This window comes from Hydrogenophaga sp. PBL-H3 (genome assembly GCF_010104355.1).
Classification (GTDB): Bacteria; Pseudomonadota; Gammaproteobacteria; order Burkholderiales; family Burkholderiaceae_C; genus Hydrogenophaga.
The window spans coordinates 2825387-2843460 of the sequence record NZ_CP044972.1 but is presented as its reverse complement, the minus strand read 5'-3'; the positions used below and the strand labels follow the sequence as shown (position 1 = coordinate 2843460).

The following is an 18074-nucleotide window of genomic DNA, read 5'->3' as shown; positions in this document are numbered from 1 at the left end:
GCACCTTCAGGCTTGCCCGGCCATGAACAAGCTCTTGAAACTCAAGACCTGGGCGGCACTCAGCGAAGCGGCTCGGTCCGCCTCGACAGCGGTGGACCCCAATCGGCCCAGCAGATCAAACACATCCGGCAGCATGCGGTGGATCTGCGCCGCGATGAACATGGCGCCGCCCGGGTCGCCGAAGGTGCCAAGCGTGGGCGGGCCGATCAGGCGGATGCGAGGCAATGCATCGCCCAGGGCGTTGATCACGCGGCAGTGCGGGTCCACCGCGTAGCCGATGCCGCAGGCGTCGGGCCGCAGCGTGCCGTGTTCCACCAGTGCCTTGAGCAAGGGGTTGCCGGCGGTGCGGGCGGCGGCGTCCAGCCCAGTGCAGTTCACCACCACGTCGAAGGCTTCGGTGCGCAGCGCGCTGCTGCCCGTTGGTTGCAGCACGGCGTCGATGCGGTGCGTGTGCGCCTGCGCGGCCAGCGAGCGCAGCCGTGCCGCGAGGTGCACCACGCGGCCGGCGGCCAGGGCCTCGCGGTTGATGGCCTCCGTTTGCGGTGGCGAGCGGAAGCGGTGCACGTCGTACCAGGTGCGCACGCTGCGCAGGAAACGGCGCTGCTGCGCGGCGGGCAGGGTGGGCCAGAGTTGCCACACGGCATCGCGCAGTTCGTCGAACGGAACGTTCCAGCCCTCGCCGTTCGCCACACTCTCGCGAATGCGCGCGCGCACGGCCTTGATCCAGGTGCGCAGCTCGGGCTTCACCTGCGTGAGGAAAGCGGGCGCGGGGCCGAGCAGGCGGTCCAGGTTCTGGCGGCCTTGCGGGTGCACCACCGGGCCGCTGGCCAGGGGTTGCGGGCGAGGGCGCAGACCCCGGCGCGAGACCACGGTGACGCCGCCGGTGTGGCCTTGCCGCTGCAGGGTGGAGACCACGTCCAGCGAGGTCAGGCCGCTGCCGATGATGAGCACGCGCGCATCGCGCGCGATGCCCAGCAGCCGCGCGGTGATCAGCGGGTTTTCGATCACGCCGGGGTGTTGGGCCAGCGCCGGGTTCAGCGGGGCTTGCAGGCGGGGTTCGGCATTGCCGGTGGCCAGCAGCAGCAGGTCTGCCGGCAGGGTCTGGCCGCGCTCGGTGGTGGTGGTCACCTCGCCGTCGGCCTGCCAGGCGTGCACGGCGCGGTCTTGCAGCGTGCGGATGGTGGAGCCCGTGGCCGGCCAGCTGGCATGGCGGTGCACCATATCTTCCAGATACGCGCCGAGCACGGCGCGGCGCACGAAGGCCGTGCCGTTGGCCTGCACGGCTTGCGGGTCGGCACTGAAGACACCACGCGCTTCGCACCAGCGCGTGAAGTGCTCGCCGTCCACGGGGTCGACCGCGTGCACCCAGGTGGGACCGTTGAGCCGGTGGTCGGGGTCGTGCGTGGCGTAGGCCAGGCCGGGGCCCACCCGGTCGCGCGATTCGATGAGGGTGATGGCCAGTGGCACCGGGCTGTGGCGCACCAGCTGCACGGCGGCGCTCACGCCGGAGAAGCCGCCGCCCACGATGGTGATGCGGCGCGGGGCGGGCGATGCCGAGGTCACTGGCTTCATCGCACCGTGCCCCAGCGGCGCACGGTGAGTTTCTCCAGCGTCTGGAACACCACGGTTTCCACCAGCAGGCCGATGAGGATGACCATGACCAGGCCGGCGAACACCTTGTCGGTGTAGAGCTCGTTGCGGTTCTGAAAGATGTACCAGCCCAGGCCGCCCTTGCCGGAGGACACGCCGAACACCAGCTCGGCAGCAATGAGGGTGCGCCAGGCAAAGGCCCAGCCGATCTTCAGGCCCGAGATGATGGCCGGCAGCGCCGAAGGCACCAGGATCAGCAGCACATAGCGGATGCCGCGCAGGCCGTAGTTGCGCCCGGCCATGCGCAGCGTCTCGGGCACCGCCTGGAAACCCGCAAACGTGGCCAGGGCCAGCGGCCACAGCACCGAATGCACCAGCACGAAGACCAGGCTGCCTTGCCCCAGGCCGAACCACAGCAGCGCCAGCGGCAGCAGCGCGATGGCGGGCAGCGGGTTGAACATGGACGTGAGCGTGGCCAGCAGGTCGCGTCCGATCTGGGTGGACACGGCCAGCGTGGTGAGCACGAAGGCCGCCAGGATGCCGAGCAGGTAACCCTGCAGCAGCAGCACCAGCGAGGCGCGGGCGCGCAGCAGCAACTCGCCTCCGGCGATGCCGTCCACGAAGGCGAGCGCGGTCTGCGCGAAGGTGGGCAGCAGCAGGTCGTTGTCTTGCCAGCGGGCGATCAGCTCCCACAACAGGGCGAGGGCCAGCAGGATCACCGCCTTGCGCAGCCACGCTTGTTGCCACACGCGTTGTGGCCAGGGCAGGGGGCGCTCGATGGGTGTGTCCACCAACTCGGGCAGGGTGTGTTCGGCCTCGGGCCGGATCGGGGGCAGAGCCCTTGCAAAACTCATCGGGGTGTTTCTCCGAACAGCAGGCCGTGGATGCGCTGGGTGGCGGCCTGAAAGTCTGGCCCGCCGCTGCTGGCCAGGCCGAACTGGTGCGCCTGGATCTCGGCGCGCAGCCGGCCCGGGCGCGGCGTGAGCACGCCGATGCGGCTGCCCACCACCAGCGCTTCTTCGATCGAGTGCGTGACGAAGAGCAGCGTGAAGCGCACTTCGTCCCACAGCGCGAGCAGCTCCTCCTGCATGCGCCGGCGCGTGAGCGCGTCCAGCGAGGCGAAGGGCTCGTCCATCAGCAGCACGCGCGGCTGCATGGCGAGCGCCCGGGCGATCGCCACGCGCTGCTTCATGCCGCCCGAAAGCTGGTGCGGGTACGACCGGGCGAACTCGGCCAGGCCCACCTGCTTGAGCACCGCGTGAGCCCGCTCCAGCGCATCGGCCTTGCCCAGGCGCCGGGTGGCGAGCAGGGGAAACATCACATTGGCCAGCACCGTTTTCCACGGCGGCAACTGGTCGAACTCCTGGAACACGACGATGCGGTCCGGCCCCGGGCCTTCGATGGTCTGGCCATCCAGCCGGATGCTGCCTTCGCGCGGCGGGATGAAACCCGCCGCCGCCTTCAGCAGCGTGCTCTTGCCGCAACCCGAGGGACCGAGCAGCACATAGCGCTCACCCTCGTGCACCGACAGGCTCACGCGGTGCGTGGCGCGCACCACCTGCTGGCCGGTGGCGTACTCCAGCGAGACATGGTCGAAGTCGAGCAAAGGCGCCGTTGCACCGACTTGCGTTGCCCGTGCCGCGACTGGTGCCGCCGTGTACGCTCTCAGCAACTCCTGACCCGGTGTGCCCAGGTAGGCACGCAGCATGCCTTCGGCCGGTGCCATGTTCAATTCGCCGCGGCGCTGTGGCCGTCGTCGAAGAAGTAGTCCCTCGCCGAGGTGGGCTTGTTCTTGATCGCGCCGATGCTGTGCATGAAGGTCGCGAGCTTGAAGGTGTTCTGTGGCTCCAGCTTGAACTGCACGGCCGGGTCTTTGATGATGGACAGCAGCAGCTTGCGGTCGATGCTGCCCTGGCCGGTGCGCAGGTAGATGTCGGCTGCGCCCTCGGGGTTTTTGGTGATGTACTCCGCGGCTTCCTGCAGCGCCGAGGTGAAGGCACGGTAGGTCTTGGGGTTCTCGGCGCGGAATTTTTCCGTCGCGTAGAGCACCGTGGCCGACGACGGCCCGCCCAGCACGTCGTAGCTGTTGAGCACGATGCGCGCGTTCGCATTGCCGGCCAGCGCCTGGTTCTGGAACGGCGGGTTGCCGAAGTGCGCGCTGATCTCGGTGCCGCCCTTGATGATGGCGGCGGTCGCGTCCGGGTGCGGCACGGCGACCTGCAGCTTGTCGAGCTTGTTGTACTGGTCCTGGCCCCAGCGCTGAGCCGAAGCCAGCTGCAGCACACGCGACTGCACCGACACGCCCACGGCGGGCAACGCGATGCGGTCCTTGTCGCTGAAGTCGGCAATGGTCTTCACCGCCGGGTTGTTGGTGACGAGGTAGTAGGGGAAGTTGCCCAGCGAGGCCACGCCGCGCACGTTCTGCTTGTCCTTGGTGCGGTCCCAGATGGTGAGCAGCGGGCCCACGCCGGCGCCGGCGATGTCGATCTGGCCCGAGAGCAGGGCGTCGTTCACCGCGCTGCCGCCCGAGAGCCGCACGAACTCCACCTTCACGTCCACCCCGGCGGCCTTGCCGTGTTTCTCGATCAGCTTCTGGTCTTCGGCCACGTTGAGCAGCAGGTAGACCACGCCGAACTGCTGGGCGATGCGGATCTGGCCTTCGGCATGGGCCGCGAACGAGGTGGACGCGGTCAGCGCGACGGCGAGCAGACTGTTGACGAAAGTGCGTTTTTTCATGTGGGACTTTTTGAATGGGGTAAGGGTGTTCGGCGGAGGCGTTCTCACACCGGTGCATCGCCTTCGATGGTGGTGCGGTACAGGCGACGGCGTTGATCGGGTGGACACCCAGCGGCCAGGTGCAGCACCGAGCGGTTGTCCCAGAACACCATGTCGCCGGGCAGCCAGCGGTGGCGGTAGACGTAGCGGTCCTGCGTGCTGTGCGCGTACAGCGCCTGCAGCAAGGCCTCGCCCTCGTCGTCGGGCAGGCCGACCACGCGGGTGGTGAAGTGCTCGCTGACGAACAGCGCCTGGCGGCCGGTTTCCGGATGCGTGCGCACGATGGGCTGGCTCACCGGCGGCACGGCGGCGACCTGCGCGGGCGAGAGGTCGGGCCGCCACGGGCTGCGGCGTTGCAGCTCGCCATACACCTTGAGGTAGCTGTGCTCGGCGCGCCGGCCCTGCACCGCGCGCGCCAGCTCGGTGGGCAGCTCGTCCCAGGCCAGGTGCTGGTTGGCAAACAGCGTGTCGCCACCTTCGGCCGGCAGCTCCTGCGCGTGCAGGAACGAGCCCAGGCTGGGCTTGTCCTTGTACGAGAGATCCGAATGCCAGAACACCCCCGCGTCGCCCAGGCCGATGGGCTGGCCGCTTTCCACGATGTTGCTGACGATCAGCACCTCGGGCTGCGCGGGCAGCGCGAACTGGTGCAACACATGGCGCTGCAGCGGACCCCAGCGCGCGCTGAAGGCCACCTGCTGCGCGGGCGTGATGCGCTGGTCGCGGAACACCAGCACATGGTGCTCCAGGTGGGCGCGGTGCAGGCGCGCGAAGTCGTCGGCCGACAGCGGCTCGGTGAGGTCGAGGCCGAGCACCTCGGCGCCGAGTGCGTCGCTCAAGGGTCGGATGTCAAAGTCCTGCCGGACCGGGGGAAGTTCTACAAGGATCATGGTCCGCCGATGCTAGGCAGCGGGCCACGATCCAGGAACGATCAATACCGAGGAGTGATATGCGGAAAACGGATATGGACTGTCGTGCGGGTCGTCAGGCTGGCGCAATGGCCAGGCTTCCCACGATGAGGTTGCCATCGGGAGACACCTTGCCTTCGGTCACCAGGGCGCCAGCGCCCACCACCTCGGTCGAGTCGGCCACCCACACGCCCTCGGCGCAGCGGGGGCGTTGTCGATCGATTTCATGCCTCCCGCCGTGAGTTCCAGCAGGGGGCCGGCCCGCTCGGGACGGCGCCCCGAGAGCGCGCAGCCGTTGAGCGCGTGGTGGCCGCGGGCCTGGGCATCAGCGTCGTGCCGCGTGAGGTCAGCGACATCTATGTCTCGGCGGGGCACGTGCGCATCATCCCGCTGCTCAACGACTGGGCGCACCGCGAGTTCGCCATTTGCTATCGCCGCCAGGGCGACCTCACCCCTGCGGCCGAGCGATTGCTCGGGTTCCTCGTTGATCAGGCCGCATCTGACGCAAGGAGCACCTGATCCGGGTCGGCTCCGCACGCCCCCATCTGCAACTGGCCGTTCGTTGCATCACCGGTATCCGTTCGCTGCAGTATTCTGGCGACCCAACCCGCACCCACCTGACGAGGCTTTTATGAATTTGTTCTCCAAACTGCAGCAGCGTGCCGCTGAAGGCAAACCACTGCGCGTGGGCATGATCGGTGCCGGCAAATTCGGCTCCATGTACCTCTCGCAGGTGCCACGCACTCCCGGCATCCACCTGGTGGGCATTGCGGATCTGTCGCCCACGCGAGCCAAGGCCGCACTCCAGAACGTGGGATGGAAGGAAGAGGCCTACAGCGCCACTTCGCTGGAGCAAGCAGCCAGGTTGGGCAACACCGCCGTCATCGACGACAACATGTCGCTGATCGAGTCGCCCTTCGTGGACATCATCATCGATTCCACCGGCAACCCGGCCGTGGGCATTGCCCATGTGCTGGCCTGCTGCGAATTCAGAAAACACATCGTGATGGTGAACGTGGAAGCCGATGCGCTGGCGGGCCCGCTGTTGAAACGCAAGGCCGATGAAGCGGGCATTGTGTATTCACTGGCCTACGGTGATCAGCCTGCATTGATTTGCGAAATGGTGGATTGGGCGCGGGCTGCCGGATTTTCGGTGGTGGCCGCCGGCAAAGGCACCAAGTACCTGCCGTCCTACCACGAGAGCACACCCGACACGGTGTGGAACCACTACGGGCTGACCGCTGAAGACGCGGCCAAGGGCGGCATGAATGCCCAGATGTTCAACAGCTTTCTGGATGGCACCAAGAGCGCGATTGAAATGGCCGCTGTGGCCAACGCCACCGGCCTGAGCGCTCCCAGCGGCCTGAAGTTTCCAGCCGTCGGGGTGGACGATCTGGCGCGCATCCTCAAGCCCAGAGAGCACGGTGGCATTCTCGACCAGCGCGGCCAGGTGGAGGTGATCTCCAGCGTGGAGCGCGACACCCGTCCGGTGTTTCGCGACCTGCGCTGGGGCGTGTACGTGACCTTCGCGGCGGACAGCGATTACGTCGCACGTTGTTTCAAGGAATACGGTTTGATCACCGACCCCAGTGGGCAGTACTCGAGCATGTACAAGCCTTTTCACCTGATTGGTCTTGAGCTGGGCATCACGGTGGCTTCAATCGGCTTGCGTGGTGAATCAACGGGCGCACCCGTGTGCTGGCACGGCGATGTGGTGGCCACGGCCAAGCGCGATTTGCAGGCGGGTGAAATGCTCGATGGCGAAGGCGGCTACACCGTGTTCGGCAAGCTGCTGCCCGCACAGGAATCCCTGGCCCTGGGAGGCCTGCCATTGGGTCTGGCCCACGGGGTGAAGCTGCTCAAACCAGTCAGGGCCGGGCAAGCCGTGAGCTGGAATGACGTGGCGTTTGATGCCGCTTCCACGGCGGTCAAATTCCGCCTTGAGATGGAAAGGACGTTTTCCCGGGCGTGACCTTCTGGTGGGCGCGACCTTGTCGAAACAAGCTGAAGCGCCGCGCCAGCGTTTAAGCCACTGCCTCGATGATGCGGATGTCCCGCTCGGCGCCCTGGCCCAGCGCTTTCAGCGCCTCTTGGTAGGCGGCGCTGTCGTGGGCGCCGGTGGCCTGCGCCACGCTGTCGAACTCGATCAGCACGGCGCGCTGGTTGACGGCGGCTTCATACACCTGGGCGGGCATGCCGCGTGCCAGAAACCGCCCGCCCGCTGCCTGAATAGCGGGTCCGGCAAGTGCCGCGTAGGCCGCGAGAGCGGCGGGGTCGCTGATGGATCGGTAGGTGGCCATCCAGTAGGCTTTGGGCATGTCGGGTTCCTTGAAGGTTGGGGTAAAGGGCTATTGCAAGTCTCTTGCGGTCGCCATGGCTTGGCGAGCCACATCTTGCTCGATGCGATCGCGGAGTTCGATGAAGAAGCGTTGCATCTCCTGCAACGTGGGGGGATTCTCCAAGAGGGTCTGGTAGCCCTCGTCGTTGACGCCTGGTTTGCCGGAGCACAGCCGCATCATCGCAATGTCGTACTTGGCAGGTGCACCGGCCCTCTCGAAGGCCCGCATGAATTCGATGGGCTCGAAGCGTTGTTGCTTCAGCAGCAGGTAGAGGTCAAACCAGTCGCGTGTTTTGGAGCGGTCGGCTGAGACGATGCACTTGAGGCGAAAGATCTCCGACAGGCGCGCAACGCGCGGGCCGGGGGCTTCCATGGGTTCCAGTTGCCGGGCGTTCTCGGGCTCCGGCGCAACAAAGCTGACCTTCACCGTGCCATTGACCATGTAGTCCTGCTGGTAGTCGTTGAAGTCCAGGCCGGCGTTGATGAATTCTTCCACGCCGGCCAGTGCATCGTTGGCCATGAAGTCGAAACCCGCGTCGAGCGCGCGGCGCTTGAGCGCTTCGATCTGAGCCCTCGGCAGCTTCTTGCCAAGGTACATGAAGTCGAGGTCTTCGCTGAGCCGGTGGTGCAGATGCATGGACAGTGCCGTGCCGCCCACCAGCACAAAGCCCTTGAGCGCGGGCTCCGCTTGAAGGTGGTTCCAGAGCCGCAGGGTGTCAGGCCTGAGCATGGGAAACCCCTTCCTGGATGTTGCGCAACTGCCGCTCCACCTCGGCCTGGGCGTTGGGTTTCAACCCGGGCTTGACCTGGCCCCACTGGGCCAGCACCGCTTCGAGCCCATGCGCCTTGACGGCTTCGAGCAGCAGCATGAAGCCACCTTTGGCCAGCGCGTTGCGGATCAGGGTCATGTCGTCGAGATCAGGGTTGGACCATGCCAGTCCCCACTTGGGGTCCGCCAGCGGCGATCGGGTCGGTTGGGTGGCCTGCTTCACCATCGCCTGGCGTGGTGTCGCCACGGGCGCCAGGCCGAGCTGCAGGCCCGCCACCCGGGCCAGGGCAGCGATGGAGGCCAGGTCCATCGTGCCCCGCTTTTTGGCGCGGGAGACGGTTTCCGGTGCCAGGCCCGCAGCGCGCGCCAGGTGCGCCTGGTCCATCCCCGCCTGCAGCGCGGAGGCCAGAACCTGGTCGAGAAGTTGGGCGGCAATTGACATTCAAGTCAATCTTAGGCGAATTGACTTGTATGTCAATCATCGCCTACCTTGCGGGGCATGCCCCAGGGGTTCACACCGTCATGATCTCGTCGTTCAAGGCCTCTTCCACCACTTGCCTGCTCAGGCTGGGCGCGAAGTTCTCGATGAAGCTGTAGGCGTAGCCGCGCAGCCAGGTGCCGCGCCGCACGGCCAGGCGCGTCACATTGATCTCGAACAGGTGGCGCGCATCGAGCGCGCGCAGGTGGCGGTCCCGGTCGGCGTCCACCGCGATGGAAGCCACGATGCCCACGCCCATGCCGAGTTCCACATAGGTCTTGATCACGTCGGCGTCCATCGCGGTGATCACCACGTTCGGGCGCAGGCCTTCTTTCTCGAACGCGTCGTCGATGTGCGAACGCCCGGTGTAACCCTGGTCGTAGGTGATGACGGGGTGCTCGGCCAGCTGCTGCAGCGTCAGCGGTGCATCGATGCCCAGCAGGGGGTGGCCCGGTGGCACCACGATGCTGTGAGTCCAGCGGTAGCAGGGCAGGGTGACGAGTTGCGGGTAGCTCGCCAGCGCCTCGGTGGCTATGCCGATGTCGGCCTCGCCCGCGATGAGCATCTCGGCCACCTGCTTGGGTGATCCCTGGTGCAGGTTGAGCGTGACCTGCGGGAACAGCGCGCGGAAGTCGCGCACCGCGTGGGGCAGGGCGTAGCGGGCCTGCGAGTGCGTGGCCGCGATCGACAGGCCGCCTTCCATGCGCGCCACGAATTCCTTGCCCGCCTGGCGCAGGTTGTCCGACTCCTGCAGCAGCCGCTCGACGATGGGCAGCAGCGTTTTGCCGGGTGCGGTGAGGCCGGTCAGGCGTTTGCCCGCGCGCTCGAAGATGGTCACGCCCAGCTCGTCCTCCAGCTCGCGGATCTGCCGGCTCACGCCGGGTTGCGAGGTGTAGAGCATGGCGGCCACTTCGGTGAGGTTGAAGCCGCTGCGCGCCGTCTCTCGCACCGATCGAAGTTGCTGGAAGTTCATGGTGTCAGAGCAGGGCGTCGGCCCAGATGTTCTTGGCCCAGGATTTCGCGTACTGGCCTTCCAGCGCGTTGGCGGTTGGCGTGAGCCCGCCCGCACCCGCCACCGGCACCAGCGTTTTCTGCTCCGCGTTCCACTTGTGCACCGAGGCCACGTGCACCACGTCGGTGTCGCTCACGAAGCTGTAGCAGGTGTTGGCGATGATCGGGTCGGGGTTGACCGCCCGGCCCTGGATGAGTGCGATCACCGCGTCGGCCGCGACCTTGGCGTGGTTGTTGGCCATGAAGCCCGACTTGGGCATGCCCGGCGCCGATAGCGTGGCGTCGCCCAGCACGTGGATGCCCGGCGCCACGGTGGACTCGAAGGTCTGGAAGTTCACGCCACACCACTTGCTGTTGGCGGTGATGAGCCCGGCGGTCTGCGCGATGCGACCGGCCTGCTGCGGCGGCACCACATTGAGCACGCCCGCCCGCACGGTCTCGAACTGCAGTTCGATGGTGCGTTGGGCCGCGTCCACGCGCACCAGTTCGCTGTTGGGTTTGTATTCCACGACGCCCGGGTACAGCTCGTTCCAGGCCTTGAGGAACAGCGCCTTCTTGGAGGTGATGTCCGGGTTGGCGTCGAGCACCAGCACCTTGGAGCGCGGCTTGTACTGCTTGAAATACAAGGCCACTTGCGCGGCGCGCTCGTAGGGGCCGGGTGGGCAGCGGTAAGGCGCCTTGGGAATGTGCAGCGCGTACACGCCGCCGTCGGGCAGGGCTTCGAGCTGGCGGCGCAGGGCCACCGTCTGCGGGCCGGCCTTCCAGGCGTGCAACACCTGGCTCTGGGCCTCGGCGCTCTGCAGGCCGGGCACCTGGTCGAACTGGAAATCAACGCCGGGCGAGACGATCAGGCGGTCGTACTTCAGCGTGTCGCCACGCGCCAGGCGCACCTCGCGCTTGCCGGCGTCGATGGCGGTGGCCTCGTCGCGCACCACGCGCACGCCGTGTTTTTTCTGCAGCACGTCGTAGCCGGTGGTGAGGTTCTCGATCTTCTCGGAGCCGCTCAGCACCAGGTTGCTCAGCGGGCACGAGACGAAAGCCGCCTCGCGCTCCACCAGCACCACCTCGATCTCGGGCGCCCACTGGCGGATGTATTTGGCTGCGGTGGCGCCACCGAAGCCGCCACCAATGACGACCACGCGGGCCTTGGGGGTTGAGGTCGTCGCGCAGCCGGGCAGGGCCAGCGCCACGGCAGCGCCGCCCGCGGCGGTGAGCAGGTGTCTGCGGTTGATGCTTGTCATGGGTTCTCTTCCTTGCTATTTGGGCTGGCGTGAAAAGTGCGCGGCCAGGCGTTCCAGCTCGGCTTCGGTGTAGCCCTTGGCGTGCTGGTGCATCACGGTGGCGGGTAGCGTGCCTTGTTTGTAGGCCAGCAGCTTCTGCAGCAGAACGGCCTTGTCCTGCCCGGCAATGGCGGGAATGGCGCTGTTGCTTTTGCCGTCGGTGCCATGGCAGGCCGCGCACGAGGCGGCCCAGGCGCGGGCCTGGAAGTCGGTGGTGTTCGTCTGCGCCTGCACCGCGCCGCAGAGCAGCCACAGGGCGGTCATGCCGAGCGTTCTTGTCATCGGGCTCTCCATGGATCAAGGGCGTCGAGAAGGGTCACTTGGGTCTTCGCCTGCGCGCTTCAAAGCTTTGCAATCGACACTTCGGTCGACTTCACCAGCGCGACCACTTCCGAGCCGACCTTGAGGTCGAGGTCGGCCACCGAGCGGGTGGTGATGACGGAGGTGACGATGCCCCAGGGTGTTTCGACGTCGACCTCGGAGACCACGTCGCCGCGGATGATTTCCTTGACCTTGCCTTTGAACTGGTTGCGAACGTTGATGGCTTGAATGGACATGTTGGCTTTCTGTGGGGTTGCGGTTGGGGAAAAGAGATTCAGATGGCCCAGCGCAAGGCGTGGGCGGCAGCGGGTGGCCACACAGCGTCGATTGAAGGTCTCTCGACCTCCGGGATCTGCAGCACCCGATCGAGGATGCGTTTCTCGATCGCGGCAAACGTCGCATCACCGCGCGACCTTGGGCGCGCCAGCGGCACGCGTTCGTCCAGCGCAATCGCACCGTCCTCGATCAGGATCACGCGGTCGGCCAGGGCCACGGCTTCCTGCACGTCGTGCGTGACCAGCAGCGCGGTGAAGCCGTGGCGCTTCCACAGGCCTTCGATGAGTTCGTGCATCTCGATGCGGGTGAGTGCGTCCAGCGCGCCCAGCGGTTCGTCGAGCAACAGCAGTTGCGGACGGTGCACCAGGGCGCGGGCCAGCGAGACGCGCTGGCGCTGGCCGCCCGAGAGCTTGGAGGGCCAGTCGGCCAGCCGGTCGCCCAGGCCGACCTGGCCGAGCACGGCCTCGGCGTCTTTCTTGCGCGTTTTGGGCAGGCCGAGCGACACGTTGTCGAGCACGCGTTTCCAGGGCAGCAGGCGTGCGTCCTGGAACATGATGCGGGTGTCTTCGTGCAGGCCGTTCACCGGCGCGCCGTCGAGCAGCAGCTCGCCGCCGCTGGCCTGCTCCAGGCCCGCGACCAGGCGCAGCAGCGTGCTCTTGCCGCAGCCGCTGCGGCCCACGATGGCGACGAACTCGCCCGGTTCGATGGTGAGTTGGTTGTTGCGCAGCACCTCGCGGGCGCCGTAGCGCTTGCTGAGTTGCTTGAGTTGCAGGCGCACGCCGGATGGAGCAGCCACACCCCGTTCGGGCTGAGCCTGTCGAAGCCTTGCCGAGGTGTTGGTGAGCCCTTCGACAAGCTCAGGCCGAACGGAGGTGTGGGTAGGAGTGGCGAAGGTCATGGCGTCACACCTGCGGTTTGAAGAGCGGCACGTCGACCGCGTTGATGCGCCGGGGCAGCAGCTTCTCGGCCAGAAAGGCGTCGGCAATGCGTTGCTGCTCGGAGAGGCCCTGGGGTGTGACGGGGCGCACCGCGTAGCTGCGCCGGCCGTTGGCCTGTTCGACGATGCCGGCGTCCAGTCCCCAGAACGGCGCGAGCAATGCAGCGGCTTCCCTGGGGCTCTGCTTGACCCAGCGGCCGGTCTTCTCCAGCTCGCTGTAGAACACGCCGAGCACGTCGGGGCGGGCCTGCGCGAAGCGCGTGCTGGCGAGGTAGTAGCGCTGGTACGACGCCAGGCCCGTGCCGTCGGCCAGCACGCGGGCACCGGCCTGTTTCTGGGCGGCCGAGAGGAACGGGTCCCAGACCACCCAGGCGTCGAGAGAACCGCGCTCGAAGGCGGCGCGGCCATCGGCCGGCGTGAGGTAGGCGGGTTCGATGTCGCCGAACGACAGGCCGGCTTTTTCCAGCGCGGCGATCAGCAGGTAGTGCACGCCCGCGGCCTTGGCGAAGCCCACGCGCTTGCCCTTGAGCTCGGCCACGCTTTTGATGGGCGAGTCGCTGCGCACCAGGATGGCCTGCGCGGTGGGCGAGGGCGCCTCCTGCGCGACGAAGGTGAGCTGTGCACCGGCGGCCTGTGCGAACACCGGCACGGTGTCGGCCACGTCGGCGCTGAGGTCGATGTTGTCCAGGTTGAGCGCTTCGAGCAGCGGCAGGCCGCTGGTGAACTCGTGCCAGCTCAGCTTCACACCCAGTGGCTCCAGGCGCTGTTCCAGCGTGCCCTGCAGGCGCAGCACGGCGGTGAGCGTGGACGATTTCTGGTAGCCCAGGCGCACGGTGCGAGGCGTGTTGCCTTGCGCCAGGGCGAGGCTGCCGGCCAGTGAGCCGAGCACGCCAAGTGCCGCGCGGCGGTTGAGAGAGGAGAAGGTGGATTGCGTCATGGTGCGTGTCTTGTGAAGGAGTTCAGGGGTTCTGATAGCCGGGGTGCCAGCGCAGCCAGTAGCTTTCGAGGGATCGGGCAAAAACGTCGGCCAGCTTGCCCAACGCGGCGTAGAGCAGGATGCCCACGAGCACCACGTCGGTCTGCAGGAATTCGCGTGCGTTCATCGTGAGGTAGCCGATGCCGGCTTGTGCCGAGATGGTCTCGGCCACGATCAGGATCACCCACATCAGGCCGAGCGAAAACCGCAGGCCAACCAGGATGGACGACAGCGCGCCGGGCAGGATGATCTGCGTGTACAGGCCCCAGCGCGAGAGGCCGTAGGTGCGGCCCATCTCGATCAGGCCCGGGTCCACGTTGCGGATGCCGTGGAAGGTGTTGAGGTAGATCGGGAAGAACACCGCGACCGCGATCAGGAACAGCTTGGCCGCCTCGTCGATGCCGAACCACAGGATCACCAACGGGATCAGTGCCAGCGCCGGGATGTTGCGCACCATCTGGATGCTGGAGTCCAGCAGGGTCTCGAAGAAGCGCACCGAGCCGGTGAGCAGGCCCAGGGCCAGGCCCAGGCCGCCGCCCACGGCCAGCCCCACCAGCGCGCGCCCGGCGCTCACCTGCACATGGGTCCACAGCTCACCCGAGACGGCGAGCATCCAGAACGCGGTGACCACGGCCGATGGCGCGGGCAGGATGCGGGTGGACAACCAGCCGAACGACGAGGACGCCTGCCACACGGCGATCAGCAGCAGGGGCACGAGCCAGGGCAGGAAACGCAGCCCGACCGAGCGCAGCACGCGCCCCAGCAGCGGGCTGATGTCCCAGCCGGGCGCATCGACGGTGGCCGGCACCGGGGTCACCGGCGCCTCTCTGAAGGTTTGCGCTGAGGTCATTGCGTGTGTTCCTGGGACAGGTCGGGCTCCAGAAACTCCAGCGTGTTGCCGGCGGGATCGTTCACGTAGAAGCGCAGGTGGCCACCGAGCGGGCGGCTTTCATCCAGCTCGTAGCCGGCGTCAATCAACTTCGCGCGAAAGCCGGGCAGGTTCTGCACCTCGAAAGCGAGATGGGCGGGCGCGGGCGTGCCGTGCCAGTCGGTCACCGGCACCAGGTCCACGCGCTGGGGTCCGGCGAAGAAGCGCAGCGCGTTGCCGCCAGCAGCCTTGAATTCGGTCAGACCCAGCAGCTCGCTGTAGAAGTGGCGCACCTGCGACTGCTGGCCAGCCGCAAAGCCGAGCTGCACGTGGTTGATGGAATGGATGCTCATGGCCGGGCTCCTTCAGCTTTGCGAAGCACGTGGCACGAACACATTGGCCACGGTCTCGCCGAACGGGCCGCTGAGCGTGGGGCCGGGCAGCTTCTCGCGCAGCGCGCGCGGCAGCAGAGGGAACACCAGCTCGGCGAAGCGGTAGGCCTCTTCAAGATGCGGGTAGCCCGAGAAGATGAAGTTCTCCAGGCCGAGCTCGGCGTATTCCTGGATGCGTGCGGCCACAGTCTGCGGATCGCCCACCAGCGCGGTGCCAGCGCCACCGCGCACCAGGCCCACGCCGGCCCACAGGTTGGGGCTGATCTCCAGGTCTTTGCGTGAGCGCTTCGTACCGCCCGCATGCAGCGCGGCCATGCGGCGCTGGCCTTCGGAGTCCATCTTCGAGAAGGCGTTCTGCGCGCGGATCACGGTGTCGTCGTCGAGCTTGCTGATGAGCGCGTCGGCGGCGGCCCAGGCCTCGGCGTCGGTCTCGCGCACGATCACGTGCAGGCGGATGCCGAACTTCACCGTGCGGCCGTGTTTCGCGGCTCGTTCGCGCACGTCGGCCACCTTCTTGGCCACTTCGGCCGGCGGTTCGCCCCAGGTGAGGTAGGTGTCCACCTGCTCGGCGGCCAGCTCGTGCGCGGCCTCGGACGAGCCGCCAAAGTACACCGGCGGATGCGGCTGCTGAAGGGGTGGGAAGAACAGCTTGGCACCTTTGACCTGCAGGTGCTCGCCGTCGTAGTCGAAGGGCTGGCCTTCGTGGCTGCGCGCCAGGATCTCGCGCCAGATGTGGATGAACTCGGCCGATTGTTCGTAGCGCTGCGCGTGGTCCAGGAACACGCCGTCGCCCTCGAGTTCGGCGCGGTCGCCTCCGGTCACGAGGTTGATCAGCAGGCGTCCACCCGAGAGGCGGTCGAAGCTGGCGGCCATGCGCGCGGCCAGCGCGGGCTGGTGCAGGCCGGGGCGCACGGCCACCAGGAACTTGAGCCGCTGCGTCACCGGCAGCAGGCTGGCCGCCACCACCCAGGGGTCTTCGCAGGAACGCCCGGTGGGAATGAGCACACCCTCGTAGCCGAGGCTGTCGGCGGCTTGGGCCACCTGCTTCAGGTAGTCGTGGCTGAGGGCGCGTGCGCCTTCGGCGGTGCCGAGGTAACGGCTGTCGCCGTGGGTGGGGATGAACCAGAAGATGTTCAGACTCATGATGGATCTCAGGATGCGTTGAAGGCGACGCCGAGCGGGCTGCCCGGGCGGGGGATGAACTTGAGTTCGAACAGGGAGGCCGCGACGGCGGGCCGGGCCTTGGCGCGGGCGGCGTCGATGCTCCAGGAGGCGGTGGTGATGGCCAGCAGCCTGGCGATGTGGTGGCGCTGGTCGGCGGTGCTGAAGGGCTTGGACATGGCGTGTTCCTTGTCGTGGGCGCGTTCAGGCCACAGCGCTCAAGGCTGCGAGACGACGACCGCTTCGCTGACCTTGATGGCCTTGGGGATCAGCTTGAGGTCGAAGAAGGTGTCGGCGATCTTTTGCTGGTCGGCGGCCACCGCCGCCGTGATCGGCTTGACGTTGAACTCGTAGCGCTGCAGCGCGAGTTCGACCACCTCGACCGGCAGGCCCTGCAGCGGCGCAATCAGCTCGGCGGCCTGGCGCAGGTTCTTCTTGAGCCAGATGCCTTGCGACACCGAGTCCGCGAACAGGGCCTCGATCACCTTGGGGTTCCTGGTCACGAAGTTGCGCGCGCCCAGGTAGTACTGGTGGTTGTTGACGACACCACCGGTGCCATCGGCCAGCACACGGGCGCCGGTGGCTTTTTCAGCGGCGGCCTGGAACGGATCCCAGATCACCCAGGCGTCGACGTTCTTGCTTTCGAAGGCGGCGCGGCCATCGGCCGGGGCCAGGTAGACGGGCTGGATGTCGCTGAGCTTGAGGCCGTGTTTCTCCAGCTGCTTGACCAGCAGGTAGTGCACGTTGCTGCCCTTGTTGAGTGCGACCTTCCTGCCCTTGAGGTCGGCCACCGACTTGATCGGCGAATCCTTGGTCACCAGGATGGCCTCGGCGCGCGGCGCGGCCGGATCAAACCCGAAGTAGACGAACTGGGCACCGGCGGCCTGCGCGAAGATCGGCGGCGCCTCACCCACGTAGCCCACGTCCACCGCGCCCACGTTCAGGCCTTCGAGCAGCTGCGGCCCGGCCGGGAACTCGACCCACTTCACGCCGAAGCCCAGGGGTGCGAGCTTCTTCTCCAGCGTGCCCTGGGCCTTCTGCAGCACGAACAGGCTGGCCGACTTCTGGTAGCCGATGCGCAGCTCGCCCTTGCTTTGGGCATGGGCCGAGGGCACCGGCAACACCAGCAGCGCGAGGCCGGCGGCGGCGATGGCGGCGGTGAGCAGGGCGAGAGCCCAACGCTTGAAACGGGTGAAGCGGCTGGACAGCGGCGTGGGCGGGTTGGCGTGGGCCTCGGCCGAGGCGAGGTGTTCGATGGGGTGGCTCATGGTGAATTCCTGTGTGGGTGACCGTGTGCGGGCAAAGGGCGTCCCGGCCACCGGGTGGGGTGGCTGAAAAAAACGGAAGGGGGGAGTGCGGCCAGATCGGCCGGGTGGTCCCGGCTCGCAGCGGCTCAGACGCTACATCGCACCTGCGCGAAGGGCACCGGAGAGAACCCGGTCGTGTGCCCGGCCGCGAGCGGCATTCGCAGGATTTCCTTGAAGAGGATGTTCACAGCGTCATCCAGGCGGCTGGCGATGTCGCTACCCACCTGGTACTCACCGTCTTCGTCCTTGGGCACTTGCGCGTCGGTGGCGTAGATGCCGGTGAGCACATGGCTGGCCGAGAGCGACTGCAGCACGGGACGCAGCGCGTAGTCGAGCGCGAGCATGTGGTGGGGGCTGCCGCCGGTGGCCAGTGGCAGCACCAGCTTGCCCTTGAGCGCCGTCTGCGGCAGCAGGTCCAGAAAGACCTTGAGCACGCCGCTGTAGGCGGCCTTGTAGATGGGAGTGGCCACCACCAGCGCACGGGCACTGGCCACCTGGGCCACCGCATGGGCGATGGACTTGTGGTGCACATCGGCCAGCAGCAGGGCCTGGGGTGAGAGGTCGCGGATGTGCAGGCGGTCCACCAGCACATGGCCGCCCAGGCGCGCCTGGACCGCATCGAGCAAGGCGGCGGACCGCGAATGCTCGGACGGGCTGCCGGCGATCAACAGAATGGACACGTTGTTCTTC

Annotated in this window: 22 protein-coding genes; 2 read left to right on the top strand and 20 right to left on the bottom strand. The window is 67.2% G+C overall.

Annotated features, from left to right (window positions below; all coding sequences use genetic code 11):
• Positions 1-6: 6 nt before the first annotated feature.
• The 5 genes from F9Z44_RS13110 to F9Z44_RS13090 are packed head-to-tail and all read right to left on the bottom strand — an operon-like array spanning position 7 to position 5252.
• On the bottom strand, positions 7-1572 hold the full coding sequence (locus tag F9Z44_RS13110; protein ID WP_159606820.1) for an FAD/NAD(P)-binding protein: 1566 nt from the start codon (positions 1570-1572) through the stop codon (positions 7-9).
• Positions 1569-2444, bottom strand: coding sequence for an ABC transporter permease (locus tag F9Z44_RS13105; protein WP_159606818.1), 876 nt, complete (start codon positions 2442-2444; stop codon positions 1569-1571). The genes F9Z44_RS13110 and F9Z44_RS13105 overlap by 4 nt, the downstream gene beginning before the upstream one ends.
• Positions 2441-3316, bottom strand: a complete 876-nt coding sequence (locus tag F9Z44_RS13100) for an ABC transporter ATP-binding protein (RefSeq protein WP_159606816.1) — start codon at positions 3314-3316, stop codon at positions 2441-2443. The genes F9Z44_RS13105 and F9Z44_RS13100 overlap by 4 nt, the downstream gene beginning before the upstream one ends.
• Before the next feature lie 2 nt (positions 3317-3318).
• Entirely contained in the window at positions 3319-4326 is a 1008-nt protein-coding gene (locus tag F9Z44_RS13095; protein WP_159606814.1) for an ABC transporter substrate-binding protein, read from the bottom strand.
• A 44-nt stretch (positions 4327-4370) separates the two neighbouring features.
• Complete coding sequence (locus F9Z44_RS13090; protein ID WP_159606812.1) at positions 4371-5252, bottom strand: TauD/TfdA dioxygenase family protein; 882 nt, start codon at positions 5250-5252, stop codon at positions 4371-4373.
• 321 nt (positions 5253-5573) lie between these two features.
• Between F9Z44_RS13090 and F9Z44_RS13080 the strand changes: the two genes are divergently transcribed.
• Both F9Z44_RS13080 and F9Z44_RS13075 read left to right on the top strand, forming a co-directional pair.
• The gene (locus F9Z44_RS13080; RefSeq protein WP_159606810.1) at positions 5574-5789 is read left to right on the top strand and encodes a LysR substrate-binding domain-containing protein; all 216 of its coding nucleotides are present in this window, start codon (positions 5574-5576) and stop codon (positions 5787-5789) included.
• 112 nt (positions 5790-5901) lie between these two features.
• Entirely contained in the window at positions 5902-7242 is a 1341-nt protein-coding gene (locus F9Z44_RS13075; RefSeq protein ID WP_159606808.1) for an NAD(P)H-dependent oxidoreductase, read from the top strand.
• A 52-nt stretch (positions 7243-7294) separates the two neighbouring features.
• On the opposite strand, the gene F9Z44_RS13070 is transcribed toward F9Z44_RS13075, so the two are convergent.
• The 15 genes from F9Z44_RS13070 to ssuE form a co-directional block, all read right to left on the bottom strand.
• Positions 7295-7588 carry a DUF1330 domain-containing protein gene (locus tag F9Z44_RS13070; protein WP_159606806.1) on the bottom strand — a complete coding sequence of 98 codons (294 nt, stop codon included), beginning with the start codon at positions 7586-7588 and terminating at the stop codon, positions 7295-7297.
• Positions 7589-7618: 30 nt separating this feature from the next.
• A complete protein-coding gene (locus tag F9Z44_RS13065) occupies positions 7619-8338 on the bottom strand; it encodes a nucleotidyl transferase AbiEii/AbiGii toxin family protein (protein WP_159606804.1) in 720 nt (239 codons plus the stop codon).
• Entirely contained in the window at positions 8325-8819 is a 495-nt protein-coding gene (locus tag F9Z44_RS13060) for a helix-turn-helix domain-containing protein (protein ID WP_159606802.1), read from the bottom strand. Before F9Z44_RS13060 ends, F9Z44_RS13065 begins: the two co-directional genes overlap by 14 nt.
• A gap of 70 nt (positions 8820-8889) precedes the next feature.
• Positions 8890-9828, bottom strand: a complete 939-nt coding sequence (locus F9Z44_RS13055) for a CysB family HTH-type transcriptional regulator (protein WP_159606800.1) — start codon at positions 9826-9828, stop codon at positions 8890-8892.
• Positions 9829-9832: 4 nt separating this feature from the next.
• Positions 9833-11098, bottom strand: coding sequence for an NAD(P)/FAD-dependent oxidoreductase (locus tag F9Z44_RS13050; RefSeq protein ID WP_201450073.1), 1266 nt, complete (start codon positions 11096-11098; stop codon positions 9833-9835).
• Positions 11099-11122: 24 nt separating this feature from the next.
• Positions 11123-11428, bottom strand: coding sequence for a c-type cytochrome (locus tag F9Z44_RS13045; RefSeq protein WP_159606796.1), 306 nt, complete (start codon positions 11426-11428; stop codon positions 11123-11125).
• Between the two features lie 59 nt (positions 11429-11487).
• Positions 11488-11703 carry a TOBE domain-containing protein gene (locus F9Z44_RS13040; RefSeq protein WP_159606794.1) on the bottom strand — a complete coding sequence of 72 codons (216 nt, stop codon included), beginning with the start codon at positions 11701-11703 and terminating at the stop codon, positions 11488-11490.
• Between the two features lie 38 nt (positions 11704-11741).
• Entirely contained in the window at positions 11742-12641 is a 900-nt protein-coding gene (locus tag F9Z44_RS13035) for an ATP-binding cassette domain-containing protein (protein WP_159606792.1), read from the bottom strand.
• Between the two features lie 4 nt (positions 12642-12645).
• Positions 12646-13617, bottom strand: a complete 972-nt coding sequence (locus tag F9Z44_RS13030; RefSeq protein WP_159606790.1) for an aliphatic sulfonate ABC transporter substrate-binding protein — start codon at positions 13615-13617, stop codon at positions 12646-12648.
• A gap of 22 nt (positions 13618-13639) precedes the next feature.
• Positions 13640-14506, bottom strand: a complete 867-nt coding sequence (gene ssuC, locus F9Z44_RS13025) for an aliphatic sulfonate ABC transporter permease SsuC (protein WP_159606788.1) — start codon at positions 14504-14506, stop codon at positions 13640-13642.
• Positions 14503-14877 carry a VOC family protein gene (locus tag F9Z44_RS13020; RefSeq protein ID WP_159606786.1) on the bottom strand — a complete coding sequence of 125 codons (375 nt, stop codon included), beginning with the start codon at positions 14875-14877 and terminating at the stop codon, positions 14503-14505. Before F9Z44_RS13020 ends, ssuC begins: the two co-directional genes overlap by 4 nt.
• Positions 14878-14889: 12 nt before the next feature.
• On the bottom strand, positions 14890-16053 hold the full coding sequence (ssuD, locus tag F9Z44_RS13015; protein WP_159608709.1) for an FMNH2-dependent alkanesulfonate monooxygenase: 1164 nt from the start codon (positions 16051-16053) through the stop codon (positions 14890-14892).
• Between the two features lie 14 nt (positions 16054-16067).
• Positions 16068-16256 (bottom strand): hypothetical protein, encoded by a 189-nt coding sequence (locus F9Z44_RS13010; protein ID WP_159606783.1) that lies wholly within the window; start codon positions 16254-16256, stop codon positions 16068-16070.
• Between the two features lie 39 nt (positions 16257-16295).
• A complete protein-coding gene (locus tag F9Z44_RS13005) occupies positions 16296-17345 on the bottom strand; it encodes a sulfonate ABC transporter substrate-binding protein (RefSeq protein WP_159606781.1) in 1050 nt (349 codons plus the stop codon).
• A 125-nt stretch (positions 17346-17470) separates the two neighbouring features.
• Entirely contained in the window at positions 17471-18064 is a 594-nt protein-coding gene (gene ssuE / locus F9Z44_RS13000; protein ID WP_159606779.1) for an NADPH-dependent FMN reductase, read from the bottom strand.
• Positions 18065-18074: the final 10 nt, after the last annotated feature.